This is a genomic window from Pseudomonas sp. H1_D04 (assembly GCF_054683855.1).
The window spans coordinates 4,392,794-4,408,224 of record NZ_CP162826.1; the positions used below are offsets into that span (position 1 = coordinate 4,392,794).

At 60.8% G+C, this 15,431-nt stretch carries 15 protein-coding genes; 5 read left to right on the plus strand and 10 right to left on the minus strand.

Annotated elements, in window-relative coordinates; genetic code table 11:
- Positions 1 to 1,170 carry an efflux RND transporter periplasmic adaptor subunit gene (locus AB4N82_RS20440; RefSeq protein ID WP_032888167.1) on the minus strand — a complete coding sequence of 390 codons (1,170 nt, stop codon included), beginning with the start codon at positions 1,168 to 1,170 and terminating at the stop codon, positions 1 to 3.
- Positions 1,171 to 1,430: 260 nt separating this feature from the next.
- Between AB4N82_RS20440 and AB4N82_RS20445 the strand changes: the two genes are divergently transcribed.
- The 4 genes from AB4N82_RS20445 (at position 1,431) to AB4N82_RS20460 (ending at position 5,478) form a co-directional block, all read left to right on the plus strand.
- Positions 1,431 to 1,904, plus strand: a complete 474-nt coding sequence (locus tag AB4N82_RS20445; RefSeq protein WP_122765539.1) for a sigma-70 family RNA polymerase sigma factor — start codon at positions 1,431 to 1,433, stop codon at positions 1,902 to 1,904.
- Between the two features lie 119 nt (positions 1,905 to 2,023).
- Positions 2,024 to 3,361: a lysine N(6)-hydroxylase/L-ornithine N(5)-oxygenase family protein gene (locus AB4N82_RS20450; protein WP_032888163.1), complete on the plus strand. Its 1,338-nt coding sequence runs from the start codon at positions 2,024 to 2,026 to the stop codon at positions 3,359 to 3,361.
- Between the two features lie 66 nt (positions 3,362 to 3,427).
- On the plus strand, positions 3,428 to 4,648 hold the full coding sequence (locus AB4N82_RS20455) for a putative DNA modification/repair radical SAM protein (RefSeq protein WP_032888160.1): 1,221 nt from the start codon (positions 3,428 to 3,430) through the stop codon (positions 4,646 to 4,648).
- Complete coding sequence (locus AB4N82_RS20460) at positions 4,645 to 5,478, plus strand: TIGR03915 family putative DNA repair protein (protein WP_122765538.1); 834 nt, start codon at positions 4,645 to 4,647, stop codon at positions 5,476 to 5,478. Before AB4N82_RS20455 ends, AB4N82_RS20460 begins: the two co-directional genes overlap by 4 nt.
- 136 nt (positions 5,479 to 5,614) lie before the next feature.
- Here the strand turns inward: AB4N82_RS20460 and AB4N82_RS20465 are convergent, their stop codons facing one another.
- The 7 genes from AB4N82_RS20465 to ctlX form a co-directional block, all read right to left on the minus strand.
- Positions 5,615 to 6,112, minus strand: a complete 498-nt coding sequence (locus AB4N82_RS20465) for an Lrp/AsnC family transcriptional regulator (protein ID WP_032888155.1) — start codon at positions 6,110 to 6,112, stop codon at positions 5,615 to 5,617.
- 5 nt (positions 6,113 to 6,117) lie between these two features.
- Positions 6,118 to 6,948 carry an ABC transporter ATP-binding protein gene (locus AB4N82_RS20470; protein ID WP_233896853.1) on the minus strand — a complete coding sequence of 277 codons (831 nt, stop codon included), beginning with the start codon at positions 6,946 to 6,948 and terminating at the stop codon, positions 6,118 to 6,120.
- Between the two features lie 3 nt (positions 6,949 to 6,951).
- On the minus strand, positions 6,952 to 7,665 hold the full coding sequence (locus tag AB4N82_RS20475; RefSeq protein ID WP_032888153.1) for an ABC transporter permease: 714 nt from the start codon (positions 7,663 to 7,665) through the stop codon (positions 6,952 to 6,954).
- Entirely contained in the window at positions 7,662 to 8,363 is a 702-nt protein-coding gene (locus tag AB4N82_RS20480; RefSeq protein WP_032888150.1) for an ABC transporter permease, read from the minus strand. Before AB4N82_RS20480 ends, AB4N82_RS20475 begins: the two co-directional genes overlap by 4 nt.
- Before the next feature lie 167 nt (positions 8,364 to 8,530).
- Positions 8,531 to 9,310, minus strand: a complete 780-nt coding sequence (locus AB4N82_RS20485) for an ABC transporter substrate-binding protein (protein WP_032888149.1) — start codon at positions 9,308 to 9,310, stop codon at positions 8,531 to 8,533.
- Between the two features lie 257 nt (positions 9,311 to 9,567).
- Positions 9,568 to 10,614, minus strand: a complete 1,047-nt coding sequence (locus AB4N82_RS20490) for an ornithine cyclodeaminase (protein WP_122752836.1) — start codon at positions 10,612 to 10,614, stop codon at positions 9,568 to 9,570.
- 11 nt (positions 10,615 to 10,625) lie between these two features.
- Positions 10,626 to 11,552 carry a citrulline utilization hydrolase CtlX gene (ctlX, locus tag AB4N82_RS20495; protein WP_099600937.1) on the minus strand — a complete coding sequence of 309 codons (927 nt, stop codon included), beginning with the start codon at positions 11,550 to 11,552 and terminating at the stop codon, positions 10,626 to 10,628.
- A gap of 237 nt (positions 11,553 to 11,789) precedes the next feature.
- Between ctlX and AB4N82_RS20500 the strand changes: the two genes are divergently transcribed.
- Positions 11,790 to 12,683: a GNAT family acetyltransferase gene (locus tag AB4N82_RS20500; protein WP_122765537.1), complete on the plus strand. Its 894-nt coding sequence runs from the start codon at positions 11,790 to 11,792 to the stop codon at positions 12,681 to 12,683.
- A 127-nt stretch (positions 12,684 to 12,810) separates the two neighbouring features.
- On the opposite strand, the gene AB4N82_RS20505 is transcribed toward AB4N82_RS20500, so the two are convergent.
- Positions 12,811 to 13,830 (minus strand): branched-chain amino acid aminotransferase, encoded by a 1,020-nt coding sequence (locus tag AB4N82_RS20505; protein ID WP_032888142.1) that lies wholly within the window; start codon positions 13,828 to 13,830, stop codon positions 12,811 to 12,813.
- Positions 13,831 to 14,050: 220 nt separating this feature from the next.
- Positions 14,051 to 15,430, minus strand: coding sequence for a dihydrolipoyl dehydrogenase (lpdA, locus tag AB4N82_RS20510; RefSeq protein WP_032888140.1), 1,380 nt, complete (start codon positions 15,428 to 15,430; stop codon positions 14,051 to 14,053).
- Position 15,431: the final 1 nt, after the last annotated feature.

The following is a 15,431-nucleotide window of genomic DNA, read 5'->3' on the forward strand; positions in this document are numbered from 1 at the left end:
TCAACCCCCGCTGCCAGCAGCCGGGCCGATCAACAGGTGGTCGCCTTCATTCAGTCCACCGAGTACCTGCACCCGCAGGCGATCACTGATGCCCAGTTGCACCTCGCGCTCCTCGATGCGGCCGTTCTCCGTGACAACACGGGCGATCTGTTTGTCGGCGCTGTGGCTGCCCAGCAGGGCGGCGACCGGCGCGGTCAGGGCGTCCTTGACCTGGCTGGCGACAAAAAACACTTGGGTGGTCATTTCGGCCATCAACGCGTTATCGCCGTTGTCGACATCCAGCAGCACGGTGTACAGCACCACGCGGCCGGTGCCGCTTTTTCCGGAGCTATTAGGGCTGCCGCTGCCCTGGGTTTCGTTCAAGGGCTGGGGTGGAATTGGCAAGATCTGGCGTACGGTGCTGGTCCAGCGCCGGTTGCCGCCGCTCAGGGTGGTGAAGTACGCCGTCATGCCGGGTTTTACATGGCCGATGTCGGCCTCCGAGACTTCGGCCCACACGGTCATCGGCGACAACTTTGCGATGCGCAGGATCAACGGCGTCTGCTGCTGGGCATTGAGGGTCTGGCCGACCCGCGCGTCCACGGCAACCACCGTGCCGGTCATTGGCGCGTAGATGCGCGTATAGCCCAGCTCCGCTTCATCGCTGCGCAGGCTGGCCTGAGCCTGCAGGATCTGCGCCTGGAACATGTTGACCCGGGCCTGGGTGGCGCTCAGTTCCGCCTTGGCGGTCTGCACATCCTCTTCGCGGGTGGCGTTGCCGGCGACCAGACGCTGCTGGCGCTGGTACTTCTGCCGCGCCAGTTCGTGCTGGGCCTTCTGCTCCTGCAACTGTGCCTTGAGGTTTTCGATGGCGTAGCGGCTGGCATCGAGCTTGGCTTTTTGCGTCGAGGGGTCGATCTCTACCAGCAATTGGCCTTCCTGCACCTGGTCGCCGGCTTCAACGTGGATCTTGCGAATCTGCCCGGAAGCCTGGGCGCCCACGTCCACGTAACGACGTGGTTGCAGGGTGCCCAAAGCGGTCACGCTGTTTTCGATATCGCCGCGGGTCACGGTGACGGTGGTCAGCGTGTCGCGGCCGGTCGGCAGTACTTGCCAGGCGGCGACCGCGATGACGGGAATCAGGCACGCCACAACTAGCAGGGCGCGTCGGGCAGGTCGAGGGCGTTTCATGCTTAGGTTCCAGCCAGGAAAGTTCGGAGCGCAGTTGCGCAGAGCTGACAGTTAAACGAGAGAAACGCGTGAGGATTTAGGCTGTTACACACTGTGTAACGGGTCGTTTGCGTAAAAAAAACGACCGGTGGCGCAAGACTTGTTTAAAAGTAGATGAGAATTACTATAAATTGCACGCACCCAAACTGCCATTACGCTATGGGTTGTCATTTTCAGGTACTCAAGGAACGGATATCGCCTTTCTGTGGCGGTCGGGAGTCATGTTGGAAAACTACTATCGCGAGCTGGTGTGTTTCCTCAACGCCAAGCTGGGCAACCGTCAGGTGGCCGAAGATGTGGTGCATGACGCCTACGTTCGGGTACTTGAGCGTTCCAGCGCTGTCCCCATCGACCAGCCCCGCGCGTTTTTATACCGCACGGCGCTGAACCTGGTGATCGACGGGCATCGGCGCAACGTACTGCGCCAGCACGAGCCGCTGGAAATACTCGACAGCGAAGAACGCTTCTCCCCCCACGCCAGCCACGACCAAGGCCAACGCCTGGAGCTGCTTGATCGTGCCCTGGCCGAGTTGCCGAAAGCCTGCCGCGACAGCTTCCTGCTGCGCAAACTCGACGGGCTGACCCACCTGCAAATTGCCGAGCGCCTGGGTATTTCCCGCGCCCTGGTGGAAAAACATATTGTCAACGCCATGAAGCACTGTCGGGTGCGGATGCGCGAGTGGGAAGGGCACTGATCGCTGATCAGGTAAATTTTATTTCACTGTCCTCGTTTCCTATCAACACATGACCTGTTGTGCAGGTCTTGAAGGTATTCCTGCCCCATCGCCAAGGGGCTTATCCAGAGGACACTGGAATGACACAGGCAATTGCTTCGCCCGCGGTTCACGACCTTATCGGTATCGGTTTCGGCCCATCGAACCTGGCGCTGGCCATCGCTCTGCAGGAACGAGAGAAAACCCAGGGCAAGCTGGACGCGCTGTTTCTCGACAAGCAGGCCGACTACCGCTGGCATGGCAATACCCTGGTGACCCAGAGCGAACTGCAGATTTCGTTCCTCAAGGACCTGGTGACCCTGCGCAACCCCACCAGCCCGTACTCCTTCGTCAATTACCTGAAAGCCCACGACCGCCTGGTGGACTTCATCAACCTGGGCACCTTTTACCCGTGCCGCATGGAGTACAACGACTACCTGCGCTGGGTCGCGGCGCAATTCCAGAACCAGGGCCGTTATGGCGAGGAAGTACTGGCCATCGAGCCGATCCTGCATCAGCAGCAGGTCGAGGCCCTGCGCGTGATTTCCCGCGATGCCCACGGTGAGCAGCACGTGCGCACGACGCGCTCGGTGGTGGTCAGCGCCGGTGGTACGCCACGAGTGCCTGCGGCGTTCAAAGGGCTCAAGGATGACAACCGCGTATTTCATCACTCCCAGTACCTGGCCCGCGTGGCGCAGCAACCCTGTGTGGACGGCAAGGCGATGCGCATCGCGATCATTGGCGGTGGCCAGAGCGCGGCTGAAGCCTTCATCGACCTCAATGACAGCTATCCGTCGGTGCAGGTCGACATGATCCTGCGCGGTTCGGCGCTAAAACCGGCCGATGACAGCCCGTTCGTCAATGAGGTGTTCTCGCCGGCCTTCACCGACCTGGTGTTCCAACAAGTGGGGGCCGAGCGCGAGCGTTTGGTCGCGGAGTACCAGAACACCAACTATTCGGTGGTCGATCTGGACCTGATCGAGCGTATCTACGGGATTCTCTACCGCCAGAAAGTCTCCGGCATCGCCCGTCACGCGTTCCGCACCATGACCGTGGTGGAAAAAGCGGTGGCCGGCCCGATGGGTATTGAGTTGACCCTGCGCAACAATGCCAACGGTGACATCACCGTCAATCATTACGATGCGGTGGTGCTGGCCACAGGCTACGAGCGTCAGATGCACCGCGAACTGCTGGCGCCTCTGGAAGCGTATATGGGTGATTTCGAAGTGGCTCGTGACTACCGCATCGTGACCGACGATCGCTGTAAGGCGGGTATCTATATCCAGGGCTTCAGCCAGGCCAGCCATGGTTTGAGCGACACATTGCTGTCGATTCTGCCGATTCGCGCGGATGAAATTGCCGCGTCGTTGTATGAATACGACCGCAGCCGAGGCAAAGCGCGTTCGGTGCAGGACCTGCTGTTGGCCACCGCCAGCTGACAGACTGCACTTGTGACCCGGAGGGCTGCCTGATACTGTACAAAAAACCAGTATCGGTAGCCCTCCATGCAGTTGATCGAAAAACTCAGCATCCTCGCCGACGCCGCCAAGTACGACGCTTCGTGTGCCAGCAGTGGCGCACCCAAGCGCAGTTCGGAGGGCAAGGCGGGGCTGGGTTCAACCGATGGCATGGGCATCTGCCACAGCTATACGCCCGACGGCCGTTGCGTGTCGTTGCTCAAGGTGCTGCTTACCAACTTCTGTCTCTACGACTGCCAATACTGCGTTAACCGCCGCTCCAGCGACGTGCCCCGCGCGCGTTTCAGCCCGGAGGAGGTGGTCACCCTGACCCTCGATTTCTACAAGCGCAACTGCGTCAGCGGGCTGTTTCTCAGCTCCGGCATCATTCGTTCGGCCGACTACACCATGGAGCAGCTGGTACGGGTGGCGAAGCTATTGCGTGAAGAGCATGACTTCCGCGGCTATATCCACCTCAAGACCATTCCCGACGCCGACCCTGCGCTTATCGCCGAAGCCGGGCGCTACGCCGACCGGCTGAGCGTAAACATCGAACTGCCCACCGAGGCCAGCCTGAACACCCTGGCGCCGGAAAAACAAATCGTCACCATCAAGCAGGCCATGCAGACCATCTACACCGGCGAACAGACCGTGTTCAACGAACCTCGCGCCCCGCGTTTCGCCCCGGCTGGGCAGAGCACGCAGATGATCGTCGGCGCCGACGATACCGATGACAGCACCATCCTTCATGGCGCCGAGGCGCTGTATGGCAACTTCAAGCTGCGCCGCGTGTATTACTCGGCGTTCAGCCCCATCCCCAACAGCCCGAAAAGCGTGCCCCTGGCTGCGCCGCCTTTGATGCGTGAGCACCGTCTGTACCAGGCGGATTTCCTGCTGCGCAGCTATGGCTTCAGCGCCAATGAATTGTTCGAAGGCCCCGGCCATCTGGCGTTGGATATCGACCCCAAGCTGGCTTGGGCCCTGGAGCATCGTGAGGTGTTTCCCCTTGATCTGAACCGCGCCGAACCCACGCTTATTGCGCGTATCCCAGGTATCGGCCTGCGCACCACCCAACGCCTGGTGGACCTGCGCCGTGAACGCAAGATTCGCTTCGAAGACCTTGCCCGCATGCGCTGCGTGCTGGCCAAGGCCAAGCCGTTTTTCATCACCAGCGACTACCACCCGCAACAGGCTGACAGCACCAGCGTGCTGCTGCGCGAACAACTGCGCGATCGTCCGCAACCGCAACAGATGGGGTTGTGGGGATGATCAGCCTGGAATGCGACAACCTGTTCAGCACCTGGCGCGAACAGGCGCGCTGGTTGCTCAGCCATCAGGTCGACCCCAGCCAAGTGAGCTGGGGTGAGGCCGAAGTGGCGGATTTGTTCGCCACTGACGAGGCGATTCCTGAAGGGCTCGGTCCGTTTCAGGCGCGTATTCCCAAGGCGCTGATCGAGCTGCTGGAGTCTGCGGCCTGCTATCACGGCGACCAGCGTTGGAGCCTGCTGTATGAGGTGCTGTGGCGGGTCAGCCATGGCGACCGCACGGCGATGCTGGCGGGCGACAAGCTGGGCAGCGAATTGCAGCGGCGCATCAAACAGGTCAGCCGTGAAGCCCATCACCTGCATGCGTTTGTGCGGTTCATCGCGTTACCGGCAGAGGCGGGGCCTGAACTGCCGGAGTATGTGGCCTGGCATGAGCCGGCCCATGACATCTTGAAATCGGCCAGCCAGCACTTTGTCGGGCGTATGGGGCGTCATCGTTGGATGATCGCTACGCCGTTGGATGGGGTGTATTACGACGGTGAACAGCTGATTCATCAGCGCGAGTGCCCCGAGGCGTGGCAGCAATTGGCGCAGAATGTCGAAGACCCGCACAGCGCTATGTGGCTGACTTATTACAGCCATATTTTCAATCCGGCGCGGTTGAATCCCAAGGTAATGGAAGGGCACTTGCCCAGCCGGTTCTGGAAGAATCTGCCGGAGGGCAAGTTGATACCGGGGTTGATCAGCGAGGCGCGCACGGGCAAGCAGAAGGATGGGCAGGCGAGGCTGGTGGGGGCGCGCCAAGGTAAGAAAATCTTAAGCGGGCATGGTTAAAAATGTGGGAGGGGCGGTGCGACGATTCGACTTGCTCCCGATAGCAGTGTGTCAGTCAGCTCATCTTTCACTGACCCACCGCTATCGGGAGCAAGCCCCTCCCACATTCGATCCTCACTGGCTTGGCGAGTGGGGCTCAGGCCAGTTCGATGGCGGTATTTTTCACTACCGCCAACTCCGGATGCGCCACCAACTTATCAATGTGCAACTCATCATTGTTCAGCCAGATCTCCGATACCACCCGGTAGTGCTCCATGTCCCGACAGCGCATGCGCAGACTGTAGTCAAACGGCCCGCTGATCAACTGGCATTCGAACACCTGGGGGCAGGCTTTGATGCAAGCTTCGAAGGCCTTTTGCGCCGAGCGCCCGCTTTGGTTGGACAAGGCCACCAGCACCAGCAACGACAGCCCTGGCGAGACCATCTGCACGTCGATGATCGCCCCATACCCACGGATCACTCCACGGCGCTCCAGCTTGCGCACCCGCTCCAGGCAAGGCCTGGGGGTAAGGTGCACCAGTGACGAGAGCTTTTCATAGGTGATCCGCCCCTGATGGCGCAGTACTTCGATGATTGCCTCATCGATGCGATCCAGTGCGGGGGAGGTATGGGGTCCGTTGGCCTTGGTATCCATGGGTTTCACTTCAAACGGTTGGAAAGAAATTGCTGCAAGCGCTCGCTTTTGGGGTGGTCGAGGATCTCGGCGCTGCCTTGTTCCTCGACCCGTCCCTGGTGCAAGAACAGCACTTGGCTGGACACCTGGCGGGCAAAGCCCATCTCGTGGGTGACCATCAGCATGGTACGACCTTCCTCGGCCAACGTCTGTATGACTTTGAGGACTTCTCCTACAAGTTCTGGGTCCAGTGCGGACGTCGGCTCATCGAACAGAATGATTTCCGGCTCCATCGCTAAGGCCCGTGCAATCGCCACGCGCTGTTGCTGGCCGCCGGACAGGAACGCCGGGTATTGATCTGCCACGCGGCCTGGCAGGCCGACCTTGTCCAGGTACATCCGTGCGCGTTTTTCCGCCTCGGCCGCACTTACGCCCAGCACCCGGCGCGGCGCCATGGTGATGTTTTCCAGCACGGTCATGTGGCTCCACAGGTTGAAGTGCTGGAACACCATGGCCAGACGCGTGCGCAGGTTTTGCAATTGCGCCTGATCCGGGGCACGGGTGCCGGCACGCCCTTGCTGCATTTCTATGCTGATGCCGTCCAGGGTGATGACTCCAGCGTCGGGCTGCTCCAGAAAGTTGATGCAACGCAGCATGGTGCTTTTGCCGGAGCCGCTGGCGCCGATCAGGCTGATCACATCGCCTTGGCGCGCGTTAAGGGAAACACCCTTGAGCACTTCGTGCTCGCCGTAGCGTTTATGAATGCCTTCGACTTGCAGCTTGATGGCAGCAGTTGCAGCCTTGGTAGCGGGTACATCGACAGGATAAGTGGCCAGGGCCTGCGCGGACTGATTCATGGGTTAGCCTCGGGTAGGAACAAGAAAACGCATCCAGCGACGTTCGGCCAGTCGAAACAGGCCCACCAGTGCAAAGGACAGCAACATGTACAGCAGGGCAGCGATGCCGAAGGCCTGGAACGTCAGGAACGTCTCGGCATTGGCGTCGCGGGCCACTTTGAGGATATCGGCGACGGTGGCGGTGAACGCCAGCGAGGTGGCGTGCAACATCAGGATCATTTCATTGCTGTAGGCCGGCAACGCGCGGCGCAGCGCGGCGGGCACCACCACAAACAGATTCAAGCGCCAGCCGTGCAGACCGTACGCGCGGGCGGCTTCGATCTCGCCATGAGGGATATTGCGAATCGCCCCGGCGAAGATCTCCACGGTGTAGGCGCAGGTGTTCAAAACAAACGCCAGCAGGGTGCAGTTCAGCGCATTGCGGAAAAACTGGTTGAGCAGGGCGTTGTCCTGCACCACTTCAAGGCTGTAGAGCCCGGTGTAGCAAATCAGCAGTTGGATATACAGCGGCGTGCCGCGAAACAAGTAGGTGTAGACCTCCACCGGCCAGCGCAGCCAGAAGTGCTCCGAGACCCGCGCCAGTGCCAGGGGAATCGACAGAATGAAGCCCAGCACCACCGAGATGATGAACAGCCACAGGGTCATGGCCACGCCGGAAAGGCCCGAGCCATCACTGAACAGGTAGGCCAGGCCGTATTGCTGGAACAATTCGATCATCGCGCCATCCCCTTGATGCCGAGGTTATAGCGCCGCTCGAGGCGCTTGAAGATGCGGTTGGAGAGGGTGGTGATCACCAGGTAGACCAGGCCGGCAAGGATCAGGAAGTACAGCGGCTCGTTGGTGGTCTTGCCGGCGTTTTGCGCGGCTTTGACCAGGTCCGACAGGCCGATGATCGACACCAGCGCCGTGGACTTGAGCAGTACCAGCCAGTTATTGCCCAGGCCTGGCAGAGCGAAGCGCATCAACTGCGGAAACAGCACCAGATGAAACCGCTGCCAGCGACTCAGGCCATAGGCGGTGGCAGCTTCCAGTTGGCCGACCGGCACACTGAGGATTGCGCCACGGAAGTTCTCGGTGAAATACGCGCCGTAGATAAACCCCAGTGTGATCACGCCGGCGGTAAACGGGTCGATTTCAAAATAGTCCCAGCCGACGCGTTCGGTCAGGTCGTTGAGCCACAGTTGCAGGCTGTAGAAAATCAGCAGGATCAGCACCAGGTCCGGCACGCTACGGATCAACGTGGTGTACAGCGTGGCCGGCACCCGCAGCCATTTGGCGCTGGACAGCTTGGCGCCCGCGGCGAGCAGGCCGAGGGTGAGGCTCAAGGCCAGCGCCAGGAACGCCAGCTTGAGCGTCATCCAGGCACCCTGGGCCAGCATGGGGCCGTAGCCTTGCAGGTTGAGGAGTTCGTTCATGGGGGGAATCTCTAAAGGGCGCAGACATACCCCTGTGGGGGGGCTTTTGTGGGGAGGGGGCTTGCTCCCGATGAGGGTGTGTCAGTTGATGCAGTTGTGACTGACCCACCGCTATCGGGAGCAAGCCCCCTCCCACGCAAATCTTTTCCCACAGGGATTGTGTTGGCTTATTCGTTGTAGATGTCCTGATCGCCGAAGTACTTCTTCTGGATCTGCGCGTAGGTGCCATCGGCCTGGACGGCGGCGATGCCCTTGTTGATCAGCGCACGCAATTCCTGGTCGTTCTTGCGCAACCCCATGGCGATATCCAGCGGCAGGGTCGGGTCCTTGAAGGCCGGGCCGGTCTTGAAGTCGGCGCCTTCAGGTTTGGACAGGAAGTTGAGCTGGGCTTCGAGTTTGTCGGTGAGGGTGGCGTCGAGGCGGCCGTTTTGCAGGTCGGCGTAGTTCTGTTCCTGGGACTGGTAGGCCTTGACCTGAGCCCCGAGCTTAGCCAGGTGCGCACGGGCATAGGCTTCCTGCAAAGAGCCTTGCAGTACGCCGACCTGCTTGCCTTTCAACGATTCAGGCGTGTCGCCGAAGTCGGCGCTTTTGCGGGTGATCACCGAGGTTGGGCTGAGGAACAGCCGGTCGCTGAAGTCGATGACTTTTTCACGGGCCGGCGTCACGGCCATGGACGACATGATGGCGTCGAATTTGCGCGCGCGCAGCGCCGGGATCATGCCGTCGAATTCGTTGTGCACCCAGGTGCATTTGACTTCGAGCTTGGCGCAGATGGCATTGCCCAATTCGATATCGAAGCCTTGCAGGCTGCCGTCAGCGGCCACGGATTCAAAGGGTGGGTATTCGGGGAATACGCCGAAGCGGATTTCTTTCCAGTCCTGGGCGTGGGCGGCGCTGGCGCACAGTGGCAACAGCAACGCAGCGAAAAGTGATCGCAGTGGAATCATGTGTCAGTCCCTATATTTTGTAATTGATGTCAGGGCAGTAAAAAGGGTGCGGCTTGCATTCATTCGGTGACTCTTCGGTCGGGCTCAGAATGCTTGATGGTGGTGCTTTTTTTGTGTCGTTTACCCGGTGCTCAAAGCGCAAATTGCGCTGTTAAAACGAGCATTGCAGCGGAATCGGCTGTTGCACCCGCTGAATCGGCTTTTCAGCTCTGTAAGTCGGGCCTGCCCTCGGCGCAAAGGGGCAGGCCAGAGCGGTCTCAGGCGCGCTTTTTGTGCTGTGCGCGTGGCTGCTGGGCCAGGCGTGCGAACAGGTCTTTCGGGTCGGCCAGGTCCGGCACCAACTCCAACTCGCTGCCCACATCCAGAGCCTTGGCCACGTCGAGCACGTAGCGCAGGGCCGAGTAGTCTTCGATGGCAAAACCTACCGAGTCGAACAGGGTGATCTGGCGCTCATTCTCGCGGCCGGCTACCTGGCCGTTGATCACCTGCCACAGCTCGGTCACTGGCGAGTCTTTCGGCATGTGCTGGATCTCACCTTCGATACGGCTTTGCGGCTCGTACTCGACGATGACCCGGGCGCGCTCGACGATGCGTTGGTCCAGTTCGGTCTTGCCTGGGCAGTCGCCGCCCACGGCATTGAGGTGCATGCCTGGTTCGATCATCTCGTCAGTAAGGATGGTGGCGTAGGCCTTGTCTGCGGTCACGGTGGTGACGATATCCGCGCCCTTGACCGCTTCCGCCACGCTGCCGGCCAGGATCACCCTGATCGCCGGGAAGGCCTTGAGGTTGGCTGCCAATTTGGCAGTGGCCTTGGCGTCGATATCGAACAGGCGGATTTCGTTGATGCCGAGCATGGCGTGGAAGGCCAGGGCCTGAAACTCGCTCTGCGAGCCGTTGCCGATCAACGCCATGCTGCGGCTGTTGTCTCGGGCCAGATAACGCGCGACCAGCGCCGAGGTGGCGGCGGTGCGAATGGCGGTAGTCAGGGTCATTTCTGCCAGCAGCACTGGTTTGCCGGTGTCCACGTCGCCCAACGCACCGAACGCCATGACGGTGAGCATTCCGGCGAGGGTGTTTTTTGGGTGGCCGTTGACGTACTTGAAGGCGTACAGCGACGCGTCCGACACCGGCATCAACTCGATCACGCCATCCGGCGAGTGGTTGGCCAGGCGCGCGCACTTTTCAAAATCCTGCCAGCGCAGGTAGTCAGCGCGAATGTACTCGGCCATCTCGGTGATGCAGGTTTGCAGGCCTTTTTGCGAGACCAGGTAGCTGAGGTCGTTGACGTCGATATAGCGGGTCATGGCAAGACTCCTTATTGAAATGAGGGGCGGGCGGGCAGGTGCACTTCCGCGAGCATGCAGCGGGCACTGCCGCCGCCGATGCGTTCGATGTTGTCGATATTCACCACCACAGGCCGCGTATGGCGTTCCACATGCTGGCGCTGGGCCGGTTGCAGTGCGCCCCAGGCGCTGGCAGACATCACCAGCAGCGGCTGGCCGTCGCGGTCGTGGACTTCAAGCATGTTGCCGGCGAAGGCTTCCAATTGGTCGAAGTCGAGGGCGAGGATGTCCTTGCCGGTGTCGCGCAGGGAGCGTTCCAGGGCCAGGCGTTCGTTTTGGTCGGGCAGGGCTTGCAGGCACACCACCGAAAGGTCGCGGCCGACGCTCATCATCACGTTGCTGTGGTAGATCGGCGCGTGGTGGCGGTCAACCGCATGGAATACGCAGAGCCGGTAGTCGAGGCGTTCGGCGAATTCGCGCAGCGCATCCTGATGGGTGCGCCCGGAGTGGCAGGCGTAGCTGATGCGGTGTTGGCGGTCGAGCACCATGCTGCCGGTGCCTTCGAGGAATATGTTCTGTTGTTCGAGGTGGCTGAGGTCGATGGTGCTGTTGATCGCAAAACGTTGCTCCAGCACTTGCAACACACCCTTGTTGCGCTCCAGTCGTCGGTTCTGGCCTTCCATCGGGTACAGCACCAGGCTGCCGTCGGCGTGGCTGCTCCACCAGTTGTTGGGGAAGATTGAGTCGGGAGTGTGGGGCGCCGGAGTGTCCTGCACCACCAGCACTTCCACGCCGTGCTGGCGCAGGGTGTCGACATAACCGTCGAACTCTTCCAGCGCTTTCTGCTGTGCGCTGAGCGGGTCAAGGGGCGGGCGTTGAAAGCGGTTGTTGATCGCAGTGTCCGGGTTGAAGGCAAAGCGCGCCGGGCGAATCATCAAGACGGTGTTGGTGGTTTGCATGGGTGCACGGATCCATGAGTAAGGCGGTGAACAAAGATGCAGTGGGGCTATTTTGTGGCTTGTGCGGGATGAATCCCGGCTGAAACCCAGGGGCGGCTCAGCCGGGAAAGCTGAAAAGGGGGTAGGCCAGCCGAATCGGCTGCGAGAGGTGGAATGCGGTCAAAATGCGGGAGGGGCAAGCCCCCTCCCACATTGGTACAGTGGCGCCTGTTATAGCGCCGTCAGCCAGGAGGAATCATGTCTACCGCCGTTCGTCTCGCCCAACCCACCGATGCCGAAGGGATCAGCCAGGTCATCCTGGCGGCCCTGCACAGCAGCAATGCGCGGGATTACCCGGCGGACGTGATTGCCCGTGTGGCGAGCAACTTCACGCCGGACGCGGTGTTGGCCTTGCTCAAGCGCCGTGTCGTGCTGGTGGCGATTCAGGATCAGAGGGTGGTCGCCACGGCGGCACTTGATGCCAATGTGGTGCGCTCGGTGTTCGTCAACCCGACCTTGCAAGGGCAGGGCATTGGCCGGTTGCTGATGATGGAAATCGAACTACGCGCCCGCGAAGCAGGAGTCACCGTATTAAGTGTGCCGTCTTCGCTGACCGCCGAGCCGTTCTACACCAAGCTGGGGTTTCACACGGTGCGCGATGTTTACCATGGCAACGAGCGCACGCTGGTGATGGAAAAGACGTTGTCATCGCGCTACCCCATCGGGCCATATCGCGATCGTCTGCATCGCGCGCAGGTGATTGAACTATGGCAGGCGGCGTTTGGTTATGACATGGCCCATAACCTGCCGAGCCTGGCGATCGATAAGAAGCTGGCGGTCAATGACGGGTTGTTCTTCGTGGCGACGGATAAAAAAACCGTGATCGGCACCATTCTCGCCGGGTACGACGGGCATCGTGGTTGGCTGTATTCGGTGGCGGTGCACACGGACTACCGGCGTCATGGCCTGGGCTCTTCGCTGGTGCGGCATGCGGAACAGGCGTTGACGGCGCTGGGCTGCATGAAGATCAACCTGCAGATCACCAGTGGCAATGAGGCGGTGGCGGGGTTTTACGAGGCGCTGGGGTATGGGGTGGAGGCGAGGGTCAGCATGGGTAAGAAGATTGCCGAGAATATCCCGAAAGAGTCTTGAATACGCCGGAGAGCAAATGTGGGAGGGGGCTTGCTCCCGATGGCGGTGTATCAGTCAACAGATTCATTGACTGACCCACTGCCATCGGGGGCAAGCCCCCTCCCACATGGGATATGCGTTGAGGCTGTTAGACCTTCACGATCCAACCCGCTGGTGCTTCGACGTCGCCGGTCTGCACACCGGTCAGCTCTTTGTAGAGCTTCTGGGTGATCGGGCCGACTTCGGTTTCGCTGTGGAACACATGCAGGTTGCCGTTGTACTGGATGCCGCCGATCGGCGAGATCACCGCAGCAGTACCGCAGGCGCCGGCTTCCTTGAAGTCAGCCAGCTTGTCGATGAACACTTCGCCTTCAACCACTTCCAGGCCCAGGCGGGTCTTGGCCAGTTCGATCAGCGACAGGCGGGTGATGCCTGGCAGCACCGAAGGCGACTTCGGCGTGATGAACGTGTTGTCGTGGGTGATCCCGAAGAAGTTGGCCGAGCCGACTTCTTCGATCTTCGAGTGGGTCATCGGGTCCAGGTAGATCGCATCGGCGAAACCGGATTTTTTCGCTTCAGAGCCCGGCATCAAGCTGGCCGCGTAGTTGCCGCCCACTTTCGCAGCACCGGTGCCTTGTGGCGCGGCGCGGTCGAAGGTGGAGATCTGGAAGTTGTGTGGCACCAGGCCGCCCTTGAAGTAGGCACCGACCGGAATGCAGAACACCGAGAAGATGAACTCCGGCGCGGTACGCACGCCGATGTTGTCACCGGTACCGATCACGAACGGGCGCAGGTACAGCGCGCCGCCACTGCCGTACGGCGGGATGAAACGCTCGTTGGCCTTGACCACCTGTTTGCAGGCGTCGATGAACACGTCGGTCGGCACATGGGGCATCAGCAGGCGGGCGCAGCTGCGTTGCATGCGCGCGGCATTCTGGTCCGGACGGAACAGGTTGATCGAGCCGTCCTTGCAGCGGTAGGCCTTGAGGCCTTCAAAGCACTGCTGGCCATAGTGCAGAGCGGTGGAGCCCTCACTGATGTGCAGCACGTTGTCGTCAGTCAGGGAGCCTGCTTGCCACTCGCCGTCTTTAAAGGTCTGGATATACCGTTTGTCGGTCTTGATGTAGTCAAAACCCAGCTTGTCCCAATTGATGCTTTCGTTACCCATGACACCCTCTATCTTTGGTCAAGTCGGTTTTTTTCTGAATGGGCGCAACAATACTTCATTCTTGGCTTGTGTGGGAGCCACTGGGTGGACGCCTTCAGCCTCTGTATTGACCGATCCACCGCTATCGGGGGGCAAGCCCCGTCCCACATGTGGAATGCATTCCCCTGTGGGAGGGGCGGTGCGACGATTCGACTTGCCCCCCGATGGCCTCACCACGGTTTTACAGATGCAACGCGTGGCCCAATGCGCGCAGCGCAGCTTCCTGCACCGCCTCGCCGAGCGTCGGGTGAGCGTGGATGGTGCCGGCTACATCCTCCAGACGCGAACCCATTTCCAGGCTCAGGCCGAACGCAGTGGACAGCTCAGATACACCCACACCCACGGCCTGCCAGCCGACAATCAGATGATTGTCACGCCGCGCCACCACTCGCACGAAGCCGGTTTTCGACTCCAGGGTCATCGCCCGGCCGTTGGCTGCAAAGGGGAAACTCGACACGATGCAGTCCAGGCCCGCCGCCTTGGCGTCGTCCGGGGTCTTGCCGACCACCACCAGTTCCGGGTCGGTAAAGCACACCGCCGGGATCGCCGCCGGGTTGAATTCGCGGTGTTGACCGCTGATCAGTTCGGCAACCATTTCGCCCTGGGCCATGGCGCGGTGGGCGAGCATCGGCTCGCCGCTCAAGTCGCCGATGGCGTACACATTGCGCATGCTGGTCTGGCAACGGCTGTCGATCTTGATTGCCGCGCCATTCATCGCCAGGTTCAGCGCTTCAAGGTTCCAGCCTTGGGTGTTGGGTTTGCGACCCACGGCCACCAGGACCTGATCGGTCTTCAGCGACACCGTGTCGCCGTTCGGATCACGCACTTGCAGGCAGTTGTCGGCAAACCCGGTGACGCTGTGTTTGAGGTACAGCTTCACCCCCAGTTGCTTGAGAGATTCGTTCACCGGCTGGGTCAGCTCGGCGTCGTAAGCTGGCAGGATGCGATCCTGGGCCTCGACCACACTCACCTCAGCACCCAGCTTGCGGTAGGCAATCCCCAACTCAAGGCCAATGTAGCCGCCGCCCACCACAATCAGGCGTTTGGGCACCCGGGTCGGCGCCAGGGCTTCGGTGGAGGAGATGATCGGCCCGCCAATTGGCAGCATCGGCAGGTTGACGCTTTTCGAACCGGTGGCCAGCAGCAGGTGTTCGCACTGGATGCGCTGGTCGCCAACATCGACGGTCTTGCCGTCCACCACCTTGGCCCAGCCGTGGATCACCTGCACTTTGTGCTTTTTAAGCAGTGCGGCGACGCCAGTGGTCAGGCGGTCGACGATGCCGTTTTTCCATTCAACGCTTTTGCGGATGTCCAGGGTCGGCACATCCACTTCGATACCCAGTTGCGAACCCTGGCTATGGTGGATGGTTTGCTGAAACTGCTCGGCCACATGGATCAAGGCCTTGGACGGAATGCAGCCGATGTTCAGGCAGGTGCCGCCCAACGCCTGGCCTTCCACCAGGATGGTCGGGATGCCCAGTTGGCCGGCGCGAATCGCCGCCACATAACCGCCAGGGCCGCCGCCGATAATCAGCAGCGTGGTATGCAATGTCTGAGTCATG